The 16864-nt window shown below is 63.3% G+C and carries 19 protein-coding genes and 1 other RNA gene; 11 read left to right on the top strand and 9 right to left on the bottom strand.

Annotated features, from left to right (window positions below):
- Window positions 1-7 precede the first annotated feature (7 nt).
- From MB818_RS01715 to MB818_RS01690, 6 genes are all read right to left on the bottom strand, one after another.
- A complete protein-coding gene (locus MB818_RS01715) occupies window positions 8-1042 on the bottom strand; it encodes a cysteine synthase A (protein ID WP_234136613.1) in 1035 nt (344 codons plus the stop codon).
- Window positions 1043-1126: 84 nt separating this feature from the next.
- Window positions 1127-2242, bottom strand: a complete 1116-nt coding sequence (locus tag MB818_RS01710; protein ID WP_238903669.1) for an NUDIX domain-containing protein — start codon at window positions 2240-2242, stop codon at window positions 1127-1129.
- 31 nt (window positions 2243-2273) lie between these two features.
- Window positions 2274-2714 carry a TrgA family protein gene (locus MB818_RS01705; protein ID WP_234136611.1) on the bottom strand — a complete coding sequence of 147 codons (441 nt, stop codon included), beginning with the start codon at window positions 2712-2714 and terminating at the stop codon, window positions 2274-2276.
- 11 nt (window positions 2715-2725) lie between these two features.
- Window positions 2726-3940 carry an SAM-dependent methyltransferase gene (locus MB818_RS01700; RefSeq protein ID WP_234175809.1) on the bottom strand — a complete coding sequence of 405 codons (1215 nt, stop codon included), beginning with the start codon at window positions 3938-3940 and terminating at the stop codon, window positions 2726-2728.
- 50 nt (window positions 3941-3990) lie between these two features.
- Window positions 3991-5436 carry a cryptochrome/photolyase family protein gene (locus MB818_RS01695; protein WP_238903667.1) on the bottom strand — a complete coding sequence of 482 codons (1446 nt, stop codon included), beginning with the start codon at window positions 5434-5436 and terminating at the stop codon, window positions 3991-3993.
- Between the two features lie 49 nt (window positions 5437-5485).
- Window positions 5486-6709, bottom strand: coding sequence for an aminotransferase class V-fold PLP-dependent enzyme (locus MB818_RS01690; protein ID WP_238903665.1), 1224 nt, complete (start codon window positions 6707-6709; stop codon window positions 5486-5488).
- Window positions 6710-6837: 128 nt separating this feature from the next.
- On the opposite strand from MB818_RS01690, the gene MB818_RS01685 reads away from it, so the two are divergent.
- On the top strand, window positions 6838-7221 hold the full coding sequence (locus MB818_RS01685; protein WP_234136607.1) for a VOC family protein: 384 nt from the start codon (window positions 6838-6840) through the stop codon (window positions 7219-7221).
- A 53-nt stretch (window positions 7222-7274) separates the two neighbouring features.
- Here MB818_RS01685 and acuI read toward each other — a convergent pair whose 3' ends face one another.
- Window positions 7275-8267 carry an acryloyl-CoA reductase gene (gene acuI, locus MB818_RS01680; RefSeq protein ID WP_234136606.1) on the bottom strand — a complete coding sequence of 331 codons (993 nt, stop codon included), beginning with the start codon at window positions 8265-8267 and terminating at the stop codon, window positions 7275-7277.
- A gap of 88 nt (window positions 8268-8355) precedes the next feature.
- Window positions 8356-9450 carry a dimethylsulfoniopropionate demethylase gene (locus MB818_RS01675; protein ID WP_238903663.1) on the bottom strand — a complete coding sequence of 365 codons (1095 nt, stop codon included), beginning with the start codon at window positions 9448-9450 and terminating at the stop codon, window positions 8356-8358.
- Between the two features lie 229 nt (window positions 9451-9679).
- On the opposite strand from MB818_RS01675, the gene MB818_RS01670 reads away from it, so the two are divergent.
- From MB818_RS01670 to MB818_RS01645, 6 genes are all read left to right on the top strand, one after another.
- Window positions 9680-10414 (top strand): FadR/GntR family transcriptional regulator, encoded by a 735-nt coding sequence (locus tag MB818_RS01670; protein WP_234144077.1) that lies wholly within the window; start codon window positions 9680-9682, stop codon window positions 10412-10414.
- 34 nt (window positions 10415-10448) lie between these two features.
- Window positions 10449-10679: an aspartate aminotransferase gene (locus MB818_RS01665; RefSeq protein ID WP_234136603.1), complete on the top strand. Its 231-nt coding sequence runs from the start codon at window positions 10449-10451 to the stop codon at window positions 10677-10679.
- 113 nt (window positions 10680-10792) lie between these two features.
- Window positions 10793-11141: a transfer-messenger RNA gene (ssrA, locus tag MB818_RS01660) on the top strand.
- A 101-nt stretch (window positions 11142-11242) separates the two neighbouring features.
- Entirely contained in the window at window positions 11243-11674 is a 432-nt protein-coding gene (locus MB818_RS01655) for an ester cyclase (RefSeq protein WP_234136602.1), read from the top strand.
- A 121-nt stretch (window positions 11675-11795) separates the two neighbouring features.
- Complete coding sequence (gene chrA / locus MB818_RS01650; RefSeq protein ID WP_439653265.1) at window positions 11796-13088, top strand: chromate efflux transporter; 1293 nt, start codon at window positions 11796-11798, stop codon at window positions 13086-13088.
- An 80-nt stretch (window positions 13089-13168) separates the two neighbouring features.
- A complete protein-coding gene (locus MB818_RS01645) occupies window positions 13169-13624 on the top strand; it encodes an SspB family protein (protein WP_234136601.1) in 456 nt (151 codons plus the stop codon).
- 64 nt (window positions 13625-13688) lie between these two features.
- Here MB818_RS01645 and MB818_RS01640 read toward each other — a convergent pair whose 3' ends face one another.
- Entirely contained in the window at window positions 13689-14252 is a 564-nt protein-coding gene (locus tag MB818_RS01640) for a hypothetical protein (protein ID WP_234162484.1), read from the bottom strand.
- 167 nt (window positions 14253-14419) lie between these two features.
- Here MB818_RS01640 and fumC point away from each other — a divergent pair, with 167 nt between their 5' ends.
- From fumC to MB818_RS01620, 4 genes are read left to right on the top strand one after another with little or no spacing between them, the layout of a single operon-like run.
- Window positions 14420-15814, top strand: a complete 1395-nt coding sequence (gene fumC / locus MB818_RS01635; protein ID WP_234136599.1) for a class II fumarate hydratase — start codon at window positions 14420-14422, stop codon at window positions 15812-15814.
- Window positions 15814-15990 carry a DUF4169 family protein gene (locus MB818_RS01630; RefSeq protein WP_238903661.1) on the top strand — a complete coding sequence of 59 codons (177 nt, stop codon included), beginning with the start codon at window positions 15814-15816 and terminating at the stop codon, window positions 15988-15990. The genes fumC and MB818_RS01630 overlap by 1 nt, the downstream gene beginning before the upstream one ends.
- Entirely contained in the window at window positions 15987-16208 is a 222-nt protein-coding gene (locus MB818_RS01625; protein WP_238903659.1) for a ribbon-helix-helix domain-containing protein, read from the top strand. Before MB818_RS01630 ends, MB818_RS01625 begins: the two co-directional genes overlap by 4 nt.
- Window positions 16209-16238: 30 nt before the next feature.
- Window positions 16239-16844, top strand: coding sequence for a DNA-3-methyladenine glycosylase I (locus MB818_RS01620; RefSeq protein ID WP_238903657.1), 606 nt, complete (start codon window positions 16239-16241; stop codon window positions 16842-16844).
- Window positions 16845-16864: the final 20 nt, after the last annotated feature.

Raw genomic sequence — 16864 nt, 5'->3', positions numbered from 1 at the left:
CGTCATGTCAGACGTCCTCGAACACGCCCGGGATCGAACTGGGCGCACGGGTCATCCAGTCGGGCACGGGCAGGTTCTTCTCGCGCAGGAAATCCGGGTTGAACAGTTTGGACTGGTAACGGGTTCCATAGTCGCACAGCATGGTGACGATAGTGTGCCCCGGCCCCATCTCGCGCGCCATGCGCACCGCGCCGGCGATGTTGATCGCGGTCGAGCCGCCCATGACCAGCCCTTCCTGCCGCAGCAGGTCAAAGATATAGGGCAGCGCCTCGGCATCGGGCACCTGATAGGCGAAATCGGGTTTGAACCCTTCCAGGTTCCGGGTGATCCGCACCTGACCGATGCCTTCGGCGATCGAGCCGCCCTCCATCGCCAGTTCACCGGTGGTGTAATAGCTGTAAAGTCCCGCCCCCATCGGGTCGGCCAGCGCGATCTTGACCCCCTTGGGTTGCAACGCCTCGGCCACGCCCGCAAGCGTACCGCCCGAGCCCACCGCCGCGACAAACCCGTCGACCTTGCCGTCGGTCTGTTCCCAGATTTCGGGACCGGTGGTTTCCACATGCGCCTGCCGGTTGGCGATATTGTCGAACTGGTTGGCCCAGATGGCGCCATTGGGTTCGGTCTTGGCCAGTTCACGCGCCAGTCGCTCGGAGTAGCGCACGAAGTTGTTGGGATTGCGATAGGGCGCGGCGGGCACCTGCACCAGTTCGGCCCCCGCAAGGCGCAGCATGTCCTTCTTTTCCTCGGATTGGGTCTCGGGGATCACGATCACCGTCTTGAACCCCATCGAGGCACCGACCAGCGCCAGGCCGATGCCGGTGTTTCCGGCGGTGCCCTCGACGATGGTGCCGCCCGGCTGCAATTCGCCCCGCGCAATGGCGTCGCGGATGATGTAAAGCGCGGCACGGTCCTTGACCGACTGGCCCGGGTTCATGAACTCGGCCTTGCCATAGATCTCGCATCCGGTCTCTTCGCTGACCCGGCGCAGCCGGATCAGCGGGGTATGTCCAACGGCCTCGGCCAGATCGCGTGCAATGCGCATGTCGCCCTCACAAACTTGTCTTGCTGCACCCGATGTAGCCCTGCGCGCCCCCGACCTCAAGCGAGGAACCGATTGTCGGTGCAATCAGCCACGCAGACGGTCACGATGCCGGGCCAACCAGTTCGCCAGAGACAGCAGCGGCAAATCCTTGATCTCTTGTGCATCAACCTGCGCCATCAGTACGTCAAAGGACAGGATGCGGCTGCGAATATCTTCGCCTTCGCTTGCCAGACCACCCTGTTTCGTTTCTTCAACGATATCCGCCAATGCCACGAAAAGATGCACGAATTCGGTCGACGACCCGCTAGAGGAATAGGCCTTGCCCGCCGGCTCCAGAGCGCGTGCCTCCAAATGCGCCTCTTCGCGCAGTTCGCGCAATGCGGCTTGCTCCGGCGTTTCGCCCGGGTCGATCATGCCGGCGACCGCCTCCCACATCCAGGGGGCGGGATCGCCGATCAGGAAAACGGGCGCGCGGAACTGTTCTACGATCAGAACCTGATCACGTATCGGGTCATAGGGCAGTATCACCGAGGCCTGACCGGTCATCAAAGCTCCCCGGTTGAGGCGCTCGCTCATGCTCCCATCGTTGCGGCGATGGCGCACATCCATTTCGTCGAGGCCGAAATAGTTCACGTAGGCACGGGCGTGGCGCTCGACCACGACATCGCAGGCAAGGTCGCGTTCGGGATCACCGGCGCGCGTCGCCGCGGCCAGCCGCGCCGCAGCCCTTACCCGGATGGCGCGAAAGCTACGGGCTATCTGATCAGGTGTCAGGCGGCCGTAGAAATCCATCACCTCGGCGGCCGCATACAGGCTGAGTGGTGCCCATTCGGCGACCCAGTCCGCCAGTTGCCAGGGCGCATCCGGCGTCCATAGCCCCTCTTGCGGAAAGAAGACCTGGGCCGTGGCGGTGCCACCCGCAGCCAGCGTAACCTTGACCGCGCGCAGGTCATAGGCAAAGCCTCCCTCGTAGAAATTCAACCGGTCCAGTTGCAGCGAGGTCAGTCCGCGCACCAGTAGTCCCTCGGTCCGGGCGCCAGGCGCCACCTGGATCATCGGAAAAGGTTGCCCCTGAACGCCAAACACCGCGTGATCGGGCAAGCTGGCGGCAGCAATCTCGGGCAACGGGTCTGACGTGCCAAGAACAAGTTCCAGGAGCGGCGCATGGCGCAGCGTGCCGTAAAAGAACAAATCAGTCACAGAGGGTTTTAGTCCTTTGGTGAAGGAGGGATCAGCGCCAGCGCCTCCAAGCGATCTCGGCGGCTAGGCCGGACACCACCGCCCCGACAAGAAGGGTTACAATGATATGAGGTACCAGAAGGGCGCTGCCAAACTCGACCCCTTCTTCAAAAATCGCCAATACCGCCTCGAACGGGCCATCATACCGGTTGCGCATCGCCAACCGAAACATTTCGTAGGCGCCATGCACAAAGAGGCCCCAGAATAGCAGCGCGCCCACCCCCGTAAGCCCGTTATTGATGCCGTTGACAATGCCGCGCCCGGCGCGCGGCCCCATCACGATCCAACCGCACAGCAGGCCAAGGCCGGAGTTCACCCAGTTGAAATATCCGAAATCGGTCCCCTCGGGCAGCTGAGGCTTGACCTGTTCGGACACGACAAACGCCAGCAGAGCCAGACAGAGGGCGGCAACAAGACGAGCGGCTGTGGGCATGTGCGGTGGTCTCAGCTTTGGTTAGGACGGGCCACTGTCATCTGTGTCACATCGCAGGTGCCGGTGTCAAAGGCCGCTCCACAGGACGTGAGGTAGAAATTCCACATCCGCCGGAACCGGTCGTCAAAGCCGAGTTCCGCTACCTGATCCCATTTGTCGTTGAAGGTCTCGTACCAGCGTCTGAGCGTCAGGTCATAGCTTTTGCCGAACTCCTTTGAATGCACGAAATCCAGCCCCGCCCGCGCCACCTGCTCGCGCAGGATACGCGGTGCAGGCAGCATGCCGCCGGGAAAGATGTATTTCTGGATGAAATCGACGCCGTTTCGATAGATCTCCCACCGCCGGTCGGCCACGGTGATGATCTGCAACGTCGCCCGCTTGCCCGGTTTCAAACGCGCGCGCACCGTGTCGAAATAGACCGGCCAGTATTTCTCGCCCACGGCCTCGAACATCTCGATCGAGGCAATCCCGTCATAGCTGCCGCGTTCGTCGCGGTAATCCTGCAACTTGAACTCGACCCGTTCGGAAAGCCCTGCCTTTTCAATACGCTCCCGCGCAAACTTGATCTGTTCCTGACTGATCGTCAGCCCGGTCACCCGCATCCCGCGCTCGCGTGCGGCATATTCGGCGAAGCCGCCCCAGCCACAGCCGATTTCAAGGATGTGATCACCCGGCTGCGCGCCCATCTCGTCCAGCAGGCTGGCATATTTTGCTTCCTGCGCCTTTTCCAGACTTTCCTGCCCGGTCTCGAACAGGGCGCTGGAATAGGTCATCGTCTCGTCCAGCCAGAGCCCGTAGAACTCATTGCCCAGATCATAGTGGTACGAGATGTTCTTCTTGGCCTGTTTGCGATGGTTGCGTTGCAGCCAGAACCGAAGGCGCTCATAGGCGCGGGCCAGGAACTGGCCGGTAAACCCGTCATAGACGGTCTCGTTGCCCTGATGCACAAGATCCATGAAGGCGCGCAGGTCCGGCGTGCTCCATTCCTGCTCCAGATAGGCGTCGGAAAAACCCAGTTCACCCTCGCGGATCAGGCGGGCAAAGACATCCGTGTCGTGGATATCGACCCGGGCCACCGGACCGGGTTCGGCCCCTTCGGACCGGAACACCCGCCCATCCGGCAAGGCAATGTCGAGCCGACCGGCCTCCATACTGGCAAGCATCTGCATTACCTGAGGAAAATATCTGGGCAGGCCCTGCTGCCCCTCTGTTGACGTCAGGATCATCCGCCTCTCCCCGTTGCGGTTCGATCGACAGGTTAGGACGCGATGCCAACTCAGGCAAGTTTTCCGTCAGCCTCCCGCTGAAAGGCGTCGGAATAGGCCGCAAGTGCCCGTTTTCTCCCCATATTCAGTGTCACCACCGGCGCCGGATAGGCCGCATCGGGCCGCAGCCCCCAATGCATGGGCACCGCGTCGAAATAGGCAAGCGCGGTCTCGGGCGGGTGCGTCTGCCCCTCGGCGATCCAGCGCTTGCGATAGCAGCCATCGGCATCGAACTTCTTTCCTTGAGTCTCGGGGTTGAAGATGCGGAAATAGGGCGCGGCATCCGGCCCGCAGCCCGCCACCCATTGCCACCCCATCGCATTGGCCGCCGGATCCCAGTCGGTCAGGCAATCGGCAAACCAGTCCATCCCCAGTTTCCAGTGTATCATCAGATGCTTGGTCAGGTAACATGCGGCGATCATCCGGGCGCGGTTGTGCATGCGCCCGGTCACATACATCTCGCGCATGGCGGCATCGACCAGCGGTATACCGGTGCGCCCGCGCGTCCAGGCGACAAAGCCGGGATCGGTTCGCTCGGTACTCCACGGAAACGCCTCCCAGCCCGGGCGCCAGTTGTCGCTCAGCAGATGCGGTGTGTGATACATCAGGTGATAGGCAAAATCGCGCCAGACCAGTTGCTTCATCCAGGTCTCGGCCCCGGCGGCGCCCTGCCGTGCTGCCTCGGTCGCGCGATGCCAAAGGGTGCGCGGCCCGATCTCGCCAAGGCTGAGCGCATCCGACAGGGTCGAGGTGCCCTCACCAGCGGGAAGGTCGCGACATTTGGCATAGCCGCCGATCCCTGTTTCGACGAACCGGTCCAGACGCTCCAGCGCCGCCGCCTCTCCAGGCGCCTGATGCGCCGCGACCACCGCCGCGCCCCGGCGCATCGGCGCATCCAGCCGCCAGTCGGACAGCGCATCGGATCCGGGCCATGACGAAGGCGCCCGCAGGCGCGCGGGCGCCGCATCGGGCACGGCTACCTCGCGCTGGCTGACCGCCCGCCAGAAGGGTGTGTAAACCTTGTAAAAGCCGCCTGCCCCGGTCTCGACCGTCCAGGGTTCGAACAGCAGCGCGCCGCCAAACGAGCGTGCCTCGATCCCCGTCTGTTTCAGCGCCGCCTTGACAGCGCTGTCACGGGCGATGGCCTGGGGGGTATAGTCGCGGGTCCACCAGACAGACCCCGCTCCGGTTTCGGCAATCAGCGCCTGCAAGACCTCCAGCGCCGGGCCGCGCCGCAGGATCAGCCGGCTGCCGATCTCGCCCAGCGTGGCACCAAACCGTTCCAGTCCCAGTCCCAGCCGGAACGCAGGTGCCGCCCCCAGCGCCGACACCGTCTGGTCATGGATAAAGACCGGGATGACAGGCCGCCCACTGGCGGTGGCGGCGGTCAGGCCGGGATGATCGGCAAGGCGCAGATCGCGCCGCAGCCAGTACAGGATCGGTCGGGTATCGGTCACGCAAATCTCCGTCTCATCAAAGGTGTTACGAGACGAAGGCGTTCCCGGATCACAACACCCGGTCGAGCGCCTCGATCAGCTGCGCGATCTCGTCCTTGCTGGTGTAATGGGTAAAGCTGAGCCGCAGCACACCCTGCGCCGGATCGACCCCCATCGCCCCCAATGGGCGCACCGCATAGAAATCGCCGCCCCCCGCCATGATGCCGTATTGCGCCAGCTCCGCCGCCACCGGCTCCGCCGGGCGGTTCAGCGCCAGCGCCACGGTCGGTGCCCGCCCCTCGGCCCGGTCCGGGCCCAGCAGGCGCACCGAATTGCGCGCCGACACCGCATCGAGCAAGGGTTGCAGCAGCGCCACCTCATGCGCGCGCATCAGGTCATGCACCGTCGCACCACGCGCCGCGGCGTCGGTCTCGGCAACCCCGTGATGAGCCGCCAGCTGGTCGACATAATCGGCCATGCCCGCACAGGCCGCCACCTGCGCGTGATCGGGGCCTGCGGGGGTGAACCGTTTGTACAATACCCCGGCGTTGAAATAATGCCCCTGATTGGGCAACAGCTCGCCCAGCGGGCGGCGGATCACCATCAGCCCCTGATGCGGGCCATAGGTCTTGTAGGCCGAGAACAGGTAGATATCGGGCCCCAGCTCTCCGACATTGGGAAAGCCGTGGGGTGCATAGGACACCCCGTCGACACAGACAAAGGCCCCGGCGGCATGGGCGATGGCGGTGATCTCGGTCACCGGGTTGATCTCGCCCACCACGTTGGAGCAATGGGGGAAACAGACCAGCCGCACGCTCTCGTCCAGCAGATCCTCCAGATCCTCGGGGTTGAGATGGCCGGTTTCCGGGTCGATCTGCCATTCGCGCACCTCGATCCCCGCCTCGGCCAGCCGCCGCCAGGGGCCGGAATTGGCTTCGTGATCCTGATTGGTGACGATGATCGCCTCGCCCGGCTGCATCCATTGCCGGAACGCCTGCGCCAGAACATAGGTGTTCTGGGTGGTCGAGGGGCCAAAGCTCAATTCGTCAGTTTCGACCCCCAGGATCGCGGCCATGCGCGTGCGTGCCTCGTCCATCTCGGCACCGCCCAGCCGGCTTGCCTCGTAGGGCGCATAGGGCTGTACCTTGCGCTGGGTATAGAACCGGGTCAGCCGGTCGATCACCGACTGACAGGTATAGGACCCGCCCGCGTTTTCGAAAAACGCCTGACCGTTCAGCGACGGCTCGGCAAATGCGGGAAACTGCTTGCGGACAAAGTCGATATCCAGCGCCATCTTGACCCTCTTTTCTGCTGGCAAATGGATGCCTTCCGATTGGGGCGGGGTCAAGTCACTCCGCTGATGACAGGATTTGTCTGCATGCCGGGCGATACAGCCCTCATCGCAAGCAATGAGGTAAGACGATGAGCTATAAACCCGCGCATTTCCTGGTCTGGGGCGAACTGCCCGCGACCGACATGGAGCGCAGCCTGGCGTTCTATCAGACCGTCACCGGCGCCGAACTGAGCATCGACACCGGCGGCCCGAACCCGATGGCCGTGTTCAAACCCGCCAATACCGAAACCGGCGTGGCCCTGCATCTTTATCCCGGAAAACCCGCGGGTGACGGGCGCGGCCCGACCCTGCACCTTGCGGCCCAGGGTGCGCTGGAACAGACCATGGCCCGCGTGACCGAAGCCGGTGGCGAGGTGCTCTCGCCCGCCATCCCGCTCCCGGCCGGGCGGTTCTTTTACGCCAAGGACCTCGACGGCAATTCGGTGGGCTTCTTCGAAACCGCCGCTGCCTGACAAGGAGAGGCCCCCTGAAATGTCTCCGGGGGCCTCATGTCCTTCATGCCGGATCAGGCGTTGACGTCGACGACCACGCGTCCCTTGACCTGCCCCTTGAGGATATCGGCCCCCAGCTGCGGCAGATCGGACAGGGTCGCGGGTTGGATCATCGCTTCCAGCTTGTCCATCGGCAGATCGCGGGCGATCCGCTCCCAGGCCCGAACCCGGTTGTCATAAGGCTGCATGACCGAGTCGATGCCCAACAGGTTGACCCCGCGCAACAGGAACGGGATCACCGTGGCAGGCAGGCCCGCGCCCCCGGCCAGACCGACCGAAGCAACCGAGGCGCCGTATTTCATCTGGCCCAGCACCCGCGCCAGCATGGCACCGCCGACCGCGTCGACACAGCCCGCCCAGGTCTCGGATTCCAGCGGGCGTTTCACGGTCTCGTTGATCTCTTCACGCGCCACGATCTGGGTGGCACCCAGCGATTTCAGGTAATCGGCGGTCTCGGGCCGCCCGGTGACCCCGGCCACCTCATAGCCGAGATGAGCCAGGATGGCGGTCGCGACAGAGCCGACACCGCCCGCGGCGCCGGTCACCAGAACCGGCCCGTGACCCGGTGTCAGGCCGTGATCCTCCAGCGCCATCACCGCCAGCATCGCGGTGAAACCAGCGGTGCCCACGGCCATCGCCCGACGGGTATCCAGCCCCTCGGGCAGCGGCACCAGCCAGTCGGCGCGCACATTGGCCTTTTGACTGTAACCGCCCCAATGGGCCTCACCAACACGCCAGCCGGTCAGCACCACCTTGTCACCGGGCTGATAGCGCGCATCGGACGAGGCTTCGACCGTACCGGCAAAATCGATCCCCGGCACATGCGGATACTTGCGCACCAGACCGCCCCCCGGCCCGATGCACAGACCGTCCTTGTAGTTGACCGTGGAATATTCCACCGCCACTGTCACCTCGCCTTCGGGCAAATCCGCCAGCGACAATTGCTTGACTGCGGCCTGTGTCTTGCCGCTCTCTTCGTCCTTGTCGACCACCAAAGCATTGAACATCTGATCATTTCCTTCCCAGAGGTGTTTCCTCTTGCCAAAAATATCCCGGGGGAGCCGCGGCCTGCCGCGGCGGGGGCAGCGCCCCCTTCTAACGCCAGAACCCCTCGCGCACCGTAACCGGCCGCATGCCGTCGGGTGTCTCCACCTCCATCGTGCTGCCGGGCGCCCAGTGGCTGCGATCCACCATGCCGATCGCGACATTCACGCCGAATTCAGGGGAATGAATCGCAGACCCCACCTGCCCCACCCGGCGACCATCGGCCAGTAGCGGCCAGGCATCCTGACAGGGCGGGATATCGCCACCGATCACCAGCGCCCGGATCTGGCGTGCCGGTCCGTTCTTGGCCTGTTCAGCCAGAGCGGCCTTGCCGATATAGTCCTCGGGCGAGTTGCAGAACTTGCCCAGGCCGCATTCATAGGGCGTATTCTCGCGGGTCATGTCGTTGCCATAGCTCAACAGCCCGCTTTCGACACGTTCGATGTTGTTGGGGCAACCCGCGCGCACGTTCAGGTCCTCGCCCGCCGCGAACAGCGCGTTCCAGAGCGGCATGCCCAGTTCCGACCCCTCTACATAGATCTCGAAGCCGCCCTGTTTCGACCAGCCAGAGCGCGCCACCACCAGCTCGACCCCCTGAAAGGCCAGCCGTTTGTAGCGGAAAAAGCGGATATCGCGCACCGCATCGCCAAAGACCCGCGCCATCAGATCGTCCGCCTTGGGCCCCTGGACGGCCAGCGGCGACACATCGGGCTCCTCGATCTCGACATCAAAGCCGCGGGCGATGGCAATCCCCAGCGCAAATTGCAGCAGATCTCCGTCAGCCAGCGACAGCCAGTAATGATCGGCGGCCAGTTTCACCGCCACCGGGTCGTTCAGCATGCCGCCGCGATGATCGACCGTCGGCACGTAGTAGCACTGATCATCGGCCATGCGGTCCATGTCGCGCGGGCTGATCAGCTTCATCAGCCGCAGCGCATCGGGTCCCTTGATGCTGACCTGCCGTTCGCAGGCCACATCCCAAACCTGCACATGCTGCTTCAGATGCACGCAGTCCGCTTGCAGACTCTCGAACACCGTGGGCAGCAGCATGTGATTGTAGACGGTATAACCTTCGACGCCAGCCGCCTCGACACCAGACGAAAAGGGAGTGCGCCGAACCCGGCGTGAGGGAAAGATGCTTGCCATGCTCAGATCTCCATTCGAGCTATTCCAGGCCGCGTTCAACAGCGGCCGCCGGTGGGTGGGCAACAATTCGGCACATGACATCAGGGCCGGTTTCCAACGCGCGCCGGCATCCAAGGGATTGCACTTTGCCGACTCACGCCATAAGTTCTAAATGTCAGACTTTTAAATGTCAGACAAATGATTTCTGACCGCCGCTCCGCCGGTTCCATCACCTCACAGGCCTCCAGACATGCGGATAGACCCCAACAGCGCCACCGATCTTCCGGTTCAGATCGCCCAGGCGATCAAGGATGCGATCGTCTCGGGCGCGTTGATCGTGGACGAGCGCCTGCCATCCGAGGCGGAACTGGCCGAACAGTTCCAGGTGTCTCGTCCCACGGTGCGCGAGGCACTCAAGCGACTGGCGGCGCAATCGCTGATCCGGACCCAGCGCGGCGCCTTTGGCGGCGCTTTCGTGAACAGGCTGAGTTTCGAGGATGCGCAGGCGCAGCAGATCACCACCTCGACCCTGCTTCTGTCGATGAACGCGGTCAGTTTCGACACCGCCTGCGAGGCGCGGTTCGCGCTGGAGCGCGCCTGTGCGCCCCTGGCTGTCGAACGGCGCGGCGACACGCATCTGGCCGCGATGCGGGCCGAGATTCGGCGGCAAGGCGCGCCCGAGCTCAGCGACGAGGCGTTTTGCGCCTCGGACGTGGCCTTTCACCGTGCGCTGGTCGATGCGGCCGCCAATCCGGTGCTGTCCTATCACCTGGCCGGCGCGGTCGAGGCGATGCAGCCGCTGATGAACATGATCACCTTTACCGCCCGTTCGCGCGGAACCATCGTGGCGTTGCACGCACGGATCGCCGAGGCGATCGACGCACGGGATGCGGCGCAGGCCGACACCGCGCTGGCAGAGCTGATGCACTATACGATGTCGCTCAAGGATGATGTCATGGCGGCCCGCGCGGCGGCGCGGTCTTAACCGCGTATTTACCCTTGCCGGGCAAGTTCGGGGCATGTTCGCCTCAACCAGCCCATTCTCCCCCGAAATCTGGCTCCGGGATGTCTTTGACTGCAAGGCCGTCACCCATGGTCAGGTGATCCGCCGCAAGACCCGCGATATCGAACGATATGTCGGTATGAAACGGTTCCTGGAAGAAGTCCGCCAGCGTGGTTTTCAGGCGGTGCAGAACCGCGAACAGGTCATCATCTTCTGCAACAGCGCCCCGATCCGCCGCCTGGTCTGAGCCGTTTTCCGGCGCGGAAAACGGGCGGAAATCCTGCGAGGATTTCCGGACGCGCCCCGCCAGCCTGTTTTCCTTGCAGGAAAACAGGCCGACATCCTCGCAGGATGTCGGTTGCCGTTGCAACCGCTGCTGGAGCGACTATATTCAAGCCGTTCCCTCGGGAACTATGGACATAAACGCGCTCGTAATAAGCGGATCGGACCCGGGGGCGGTACCCGGCGGCTCCACCAGATACCCTCGTTGGGGGACCTTGGGGCCGAAACAGGATCGACGGACGTCTAAAGGGGTTAGCTTTGTCTCGGCGGGGTACCACCGTTATCGGTCCGTAAAGCATAATTGCCAACGACAATCGTGCTCCGGTCGCTCTGGCTGCGTAAGCAGTCCGAAACACCGAAATCTAAGCCCTTGCGCCTAGCAGCGTAAGGCGGGGTTCGCAGGTACCTGGCAACAGAAACCTGCACTTTCTCTCAATAAGTATGTTTTTAATGACCGTTTCATCGACGCCATTCAGCATTCGTTCACCAATCGGGCCCATTGTGAAGACAGCGACGATGGAGGCTCAGATGAACAAGTCCGAGTTGTTGATGGAATGGTATGCCCGGGTTTGGGAACAAGGCGATGTCGATGCGATCGATGATTTCTTTGCCGGCGACACGATGGCCGAGGGTCTGATCCCCGAGATGCAGGTGGGCGCCGACGATTTCCGCGAATTCGTTTCGGCCTTTCGCTATCACCTGGGCGATATCCGGGTGGACATCCCCAAGACGATCGAAAACGGCGACTGGCTGTCGGCGATCCTGCATGTGCATACCTCGCGCGCCGACAATGGCGCCCCGATCGAGGTTACGGGTCAGGTGATGGCCCGTTACAAGGACGGCAAGATCGTCGAGGCATACAACCAGTTCGACCTGATCTCGCTGTTCGAACAGCTGGGGCAGATGCCGGCCGATACCCTGCCCATCTGCATGACGGGCCAGCGCCTGGAATGGGCCTGACCAAACCCCGGCATTGACGCCCAAGCCCTCGACGGGCTAGCGAGGGGCCGCAGCTTTGCTGGGGTCCGTGTCGGGATGGTTCCGCACTCTGCGCGTATCGTGACAGCTAGAGGGTGCGGGCATGACGGTAAAAACCTCCGAGGGCGGAACGCATGCTACCACCGCGCCAGCGCCGCCACCGGCACTGACCGAGATGGCCAGCGTTTTCGGCCGCATTGGCCTTCTCTCCTTTGGCGGGCCAGCGGCACAAATCGCGCTGATGCATCGCGAACTGGTCGAGACCCGCCCCTGGCTGGACGAGCGGACCTATCTGCGTGCCCTGTCGCTGTGCATGTTGTTGCCGGGCCCCGAGGCAATGCAACTGGCTACCTATGCCGGCTGGCGGCTGCGCGGAGTAACCGGCGGGTTGCTGGCGGGAGCGTTGTTTGTGCTGCCCGGCGCGCTGGTGATCGCCGCGCTGGTGGCGGTCTATGTGCAGGTCGGCAGCGTGCCACTGGTACAGGCGGGTTTTCTGGGCATCAAGGCTGCGGTGATCGTGATCGTTGTAGAGGCGCTGCGCAAACTGGCCGCCCGAGCGCTGAAGACGCCCTCAGCCTGGATTATCGCCGGACTGGCCTTTATAGCGATCTTTGCTTTGTCACTGCCTTTTCCGCTGATCGTTCTGGCGGCAGCACTCTGGGGGGTTTTCCGAACCGCAGCGGGGGCACCGGACGAGACCGCCCTGCCCCCGCCGCCCTATCGCATTGCAGCCACCCTGCTGGTTCTGTGGCTTGGGCCACTCCTGCTGCTGGAGTTATCTGACGCGCCCCTGCTGGCCGACATAGGCTGGTTCATGACCAAGCTGGCCGTCGTCACCTTTGGCGGCGCCTATGCGGTGCTTGCCTATATGACCCAGACCGTGGTCGATCAGTATCACTGGATCACCACCACACAGATGATCGACGCGCTGGGCCTGGCCGAAACCACGCCGGGCCCGCTGATTCTGGTAACCCAGTTCGTCGCGATGCTAAGCGCCTATCTGGCCGGTGGCGCGGGGCTGGCAGCGCTGGCGGGTCTGGTGGCACTCTGGGCTACCTTCGTGCCCTGTTTCCTTTGGATATTCACCGCCGCACCCTATCTCGACCATATCGCCGGACGCCCGCGCCCGGCGGCGGCCCTGGCCGCGATCACTGCAGCCGTGGTCGGCGTCATCCTGAACCTGTCACTGTGGTTCACGCTGCATGTCTTGTTCACCGATATCTCGATCCTACACGCCGGTCCGGTGTCGCTGCCCGTCCCGCGACCGAGCAGCCTCGACCCGCAGGCGCTGGCCCTTGCGGCGCTGGCAGCACTCTGGCTGATCCTGCTGCGCCGGGGCATGGGGGAAACGATATTGCTGCTGGCGCTGGCCGGCGCAGGCAGTCATTTCATCTAACTGCGAAATGCGGCGCTGGATCTCTTTTGTTTCCAGCCGAATCCCCTATGCTGGGCTTCAAGACGGAATGAGGGCACTACATGTCGAGAGACATCGACTACGGCAACCTGATGCACACCGCGATGCGCGGCCTGATCAAGACGGTTCTGGCGGATGTGGCACAGCACGGCCTGCCGGGCGCGCATCACTTTTTCATCACGTTCGACACCCAGTACGAAGGGGTGCAGCTGGCCGATTGGCTGGCCGATCGCTATCCGGGCGAAATGACCATCGTGATGCAGCATTGGTACGAGAATCTCGACGTGGGCGAGGACGGGTTCGCCATCACGCTCAATTTCGGCGACTCGCCGGAACCGCTCTACATCCCCTATGACGCGATCCGCACCTTTGTCGATCCGTCGGTGGAATTTGGCCTGCGTTTCGAAAGCCCCGATTTCGACGAGGATGACGAGGACGATATCGAGGTCGAGGAAGAGCCCGACGCGCCCAAACCCGATGCCGAGGTGGTGTCGCTGGACAGTTTCCGCAAACCCTGATCCGCGATCGCATCCCAAACGCCCGCCATCCTTGCAAGAATGCGGCAGGCGTTGCGAAACCGGACTATTGTTTCTGCAAGAATGTCTCGACCGACTTGGCTGGGCGACCGTTCTTGACGCGCGAGAAATTCAGGATCAGCCCGCCCTCGGCAAGGGTTCGGTCGAATTGCTGCATCTCGTATCCGCCGTCATCGGCCACGAACAGCGAGAACACCGTCAGCGTATCGCCCGCGATGCGGCCCCAGACATAGGGCTCTCCCTTCATCGGATCGAGTTGCACGGTATGGCCGAATACATTGCGTCGCATCGCGGCGGCATAGACGCCATCACGCGTGCTGGGCAGGAAATCGACCGAATAGTCGCTTTCCTTTATGCGTCCGTCCGGCTTCTGGATGGTGGTTGACCAGCTGACGGTGAACCCCTCCTTGGTTTCTTCGATCATGACGTCCATATCGCGCATTTCGACACTGCCATCGGCGCGCTGGACCTCGGCACTTCCCATATAGGTGCCGGCGAACCGGGCAGCCTCGCCCGCAAAGGACGTAGGAAGAAGAAACAGCGACAGTAAAAGCGCCAGCGCAAACGCCAAAATCGGACGTGATTGGGTGAACAAGGGGATTGCGGGCATCAGGTGCTCCTTGGCGCTACGCTCTCACAACCATATTACAGGCCGCGAGCGGTTGAACAATGAATGAGTTCGACCAAAAGCCGCGATTTGATCGCCCTTGCGCTATACCTTGCCGCTACCAGACCCTATCTTTGGTCAGACCCCGCCACCAGCAGACGGAGAGGCAGATGGCCGCGACCCGCACCGAGACCGACAGTTTTGGCCCGCTGGAGGTGCCAGTTGACAGGTACTGGGGGGCCCAGACCCAGCGCTCGATCCAAAACTTCCCCATCGGGTGGGAACGTCAACCCCTCGCCATCATCCACGCGCTGGGCGTGGTGAAAAAGGCCTGCGCCCTGCGCAACCGTGAAAACGGTGCGCTGGCCCCGGATCTGGCTGATGCGATTGTCGCCGCCGCCGACGAGGTGATTGCGGGCAAGCTGGACGACCATTTCCCGCTGGTGGTCTGGCAGACCGGTTCGGGCACCCAGTCGAACATGAATGCCAACGAGGTTATCGCTAACCGCGCCATCGAACTCTTGGGCGGGACGCTGGGCAGCAAGGACCCGGTACACCCGAACGACCATGTGAACATGGGGCAATCCTCGAACGACACCTTTCCCACCGCGATGCATGTGGCGGTGGCAATGACCGCGCGCGACGTACTGCTGCCGGGGCTGCGCGCCCTGCTGGCCGGGCTCGAGCAGAAGGCCGAGGAATTCAAGGGTATCATCAAGATCGGCCGCACCCATACGCAGGATGCGACGCCGCTGACCCTGGGACAGGAATTTTCGGGCTATGCCCACCAGATCTGCATGGGGCTGGCCCGGATCGAGAGCGCCTTGCCCGGCATCCATGAACTGGCCCAGGGCGGCACCGCCGTGGGCACCGGCCTGAATACAAGCGCGGGCTGGGCCGAGGCGGTGGCCGCCAACATGGCCGAGATCACCGGCCTGCCGCTGGTCACCGCGCCCAACAAGTTCGAGGCGCTGGCCGCCCATGACGCGATGGTCTTTCTATCCGGCGCGCTGGCGACGGTGGCGGGCAGTTGCTACAAGATCGCAAACGACATCCGCTTTCTGGGCTCCGGCCCCCGCTCGGGCCTGGGGGAATTGATCCTGCCCGAAAACGAACCGGGCAGCTCGATCATGCCGGGCAAGGTCAACCCGACCCAGGCCGAGGCGCTGACCCAGGTCGCCGCCCATGTGATGGGCAATGACGCGGCGATCAAGTTCGCAGGCTCGCAGGGGCATTTCGAACTGAATGTCTATAACCCAATGATGGCATATAACCTGTTGCAATCCATGCAACTTCTGGGGGATGCGGCGGACAGCTTCACACAGCGGATGCTGCTGGGCATCCGCGCCAACACCGCCCGGATCGACCAATTGATGCGCGAAAGCCTGATGCTGGTCACCGCGCTGGCCCCCACCATCGGCTATGACAACGCCACCACGGTCGCCAAGACCGCGCACAAGAACGGCACCACCCTGCGCGAAGAGGCGGTGCGGCTGGGCTTTGTCGACGGCGAGACCTTTGACCGGGTGGTGCGCCCCGACCAGATGATCGGGCCGCGCGACTGATGAGCAAGCCGGTCAACCTCAACCAGTTCCGCAAACAGAAGGCGCGCGCCGAGAAAAAGGCGCGTGCGGACGAGAATGCAGTGAAATTCGGCCGCAGCAAGGCCGACAAACAGCTGGACCGCGCCCGCGCCGACAAGGCCCGGCGCGATCACGACGGCCACGAGGTCGAGGAATGAGCGGCCGCCCCGTCAAACGCTCGCTGACGCTGCGGGGGCACCGCACCTCGGTCTCGCTCGAGGATGCGTTCTGGCGAGCCTTTCGCGAGATTGCAAAGGAAAAGGATATACCAATCAATGTTCTGGCGGGCGACATTGATGCGGCGCGCGACCCCAAGACCGGCCTTGCCTCGGCCATCCGCGTCTATGTGCTGACATGGTATCGCCGCAAGGGGTAAGGCGCACTCCACCACAGCAAAGGAGACAATATGAGCACCATCCCCGGCCCCGACGGACAGCCGCGCTGTCGCTGGTGCAATGCGGCGCCGGAATTCTTCGACTATCACGACCGCGAATGGGGCTATCCGGTAGGTGACGACCGCCGCCTGTTCGAAAAGCTCTGCCTTGAAAGCTTTCAGTCCGGCCTCAGCTGGCGCACCATCCTGGCCAAGCGCGAGAATTTCCGCACCGCGTTCGACGGGTTCGACTGGACCCGCATCGCCACCTATGACGACACGGATATCACCCGGCTGCTGGGCGATGCCGGCATCATCCGCCATCGCGGCAAGATCGAAGCGGTGATCAACAATGCCCGCCGGATGGGCGATCTGCTGGCTGAACATGGCAGTCTGGCGGCCTATGTCTGGTCCTATGAACCTGCGCCCTCCGACCTGCCCGAGCCGCAGACGGCCAGCATCATCCCCGCCTCGACCGCGATGTCGAAGGATTTGAAGAAACGCGGCTGGAAATATGTCGGCCCCACCACCGTGTTTGCCTTCATGCAGGCGATGGGGCTGGTCAACGATCACGCGCGCGGCTGCGTCATGCGGGACAAGGCGGCGCGGATGCGGGCCGAATTCACGCCGCCCAAATGAAAACGGGCCGCGATATCGCG

Source organism: Ruegeria alba, assembly GCF_022321465.1.
GTDB lineage: Bacteria > Pseudomonadota > Alphaproteobacteria > Rhodobacterales > Rhodobacteraceae > Ruegeria_B > Ruegeria_B alba.
This window is presented reverse-complemented; position numbering and strand designations above follow the sequence as displayed.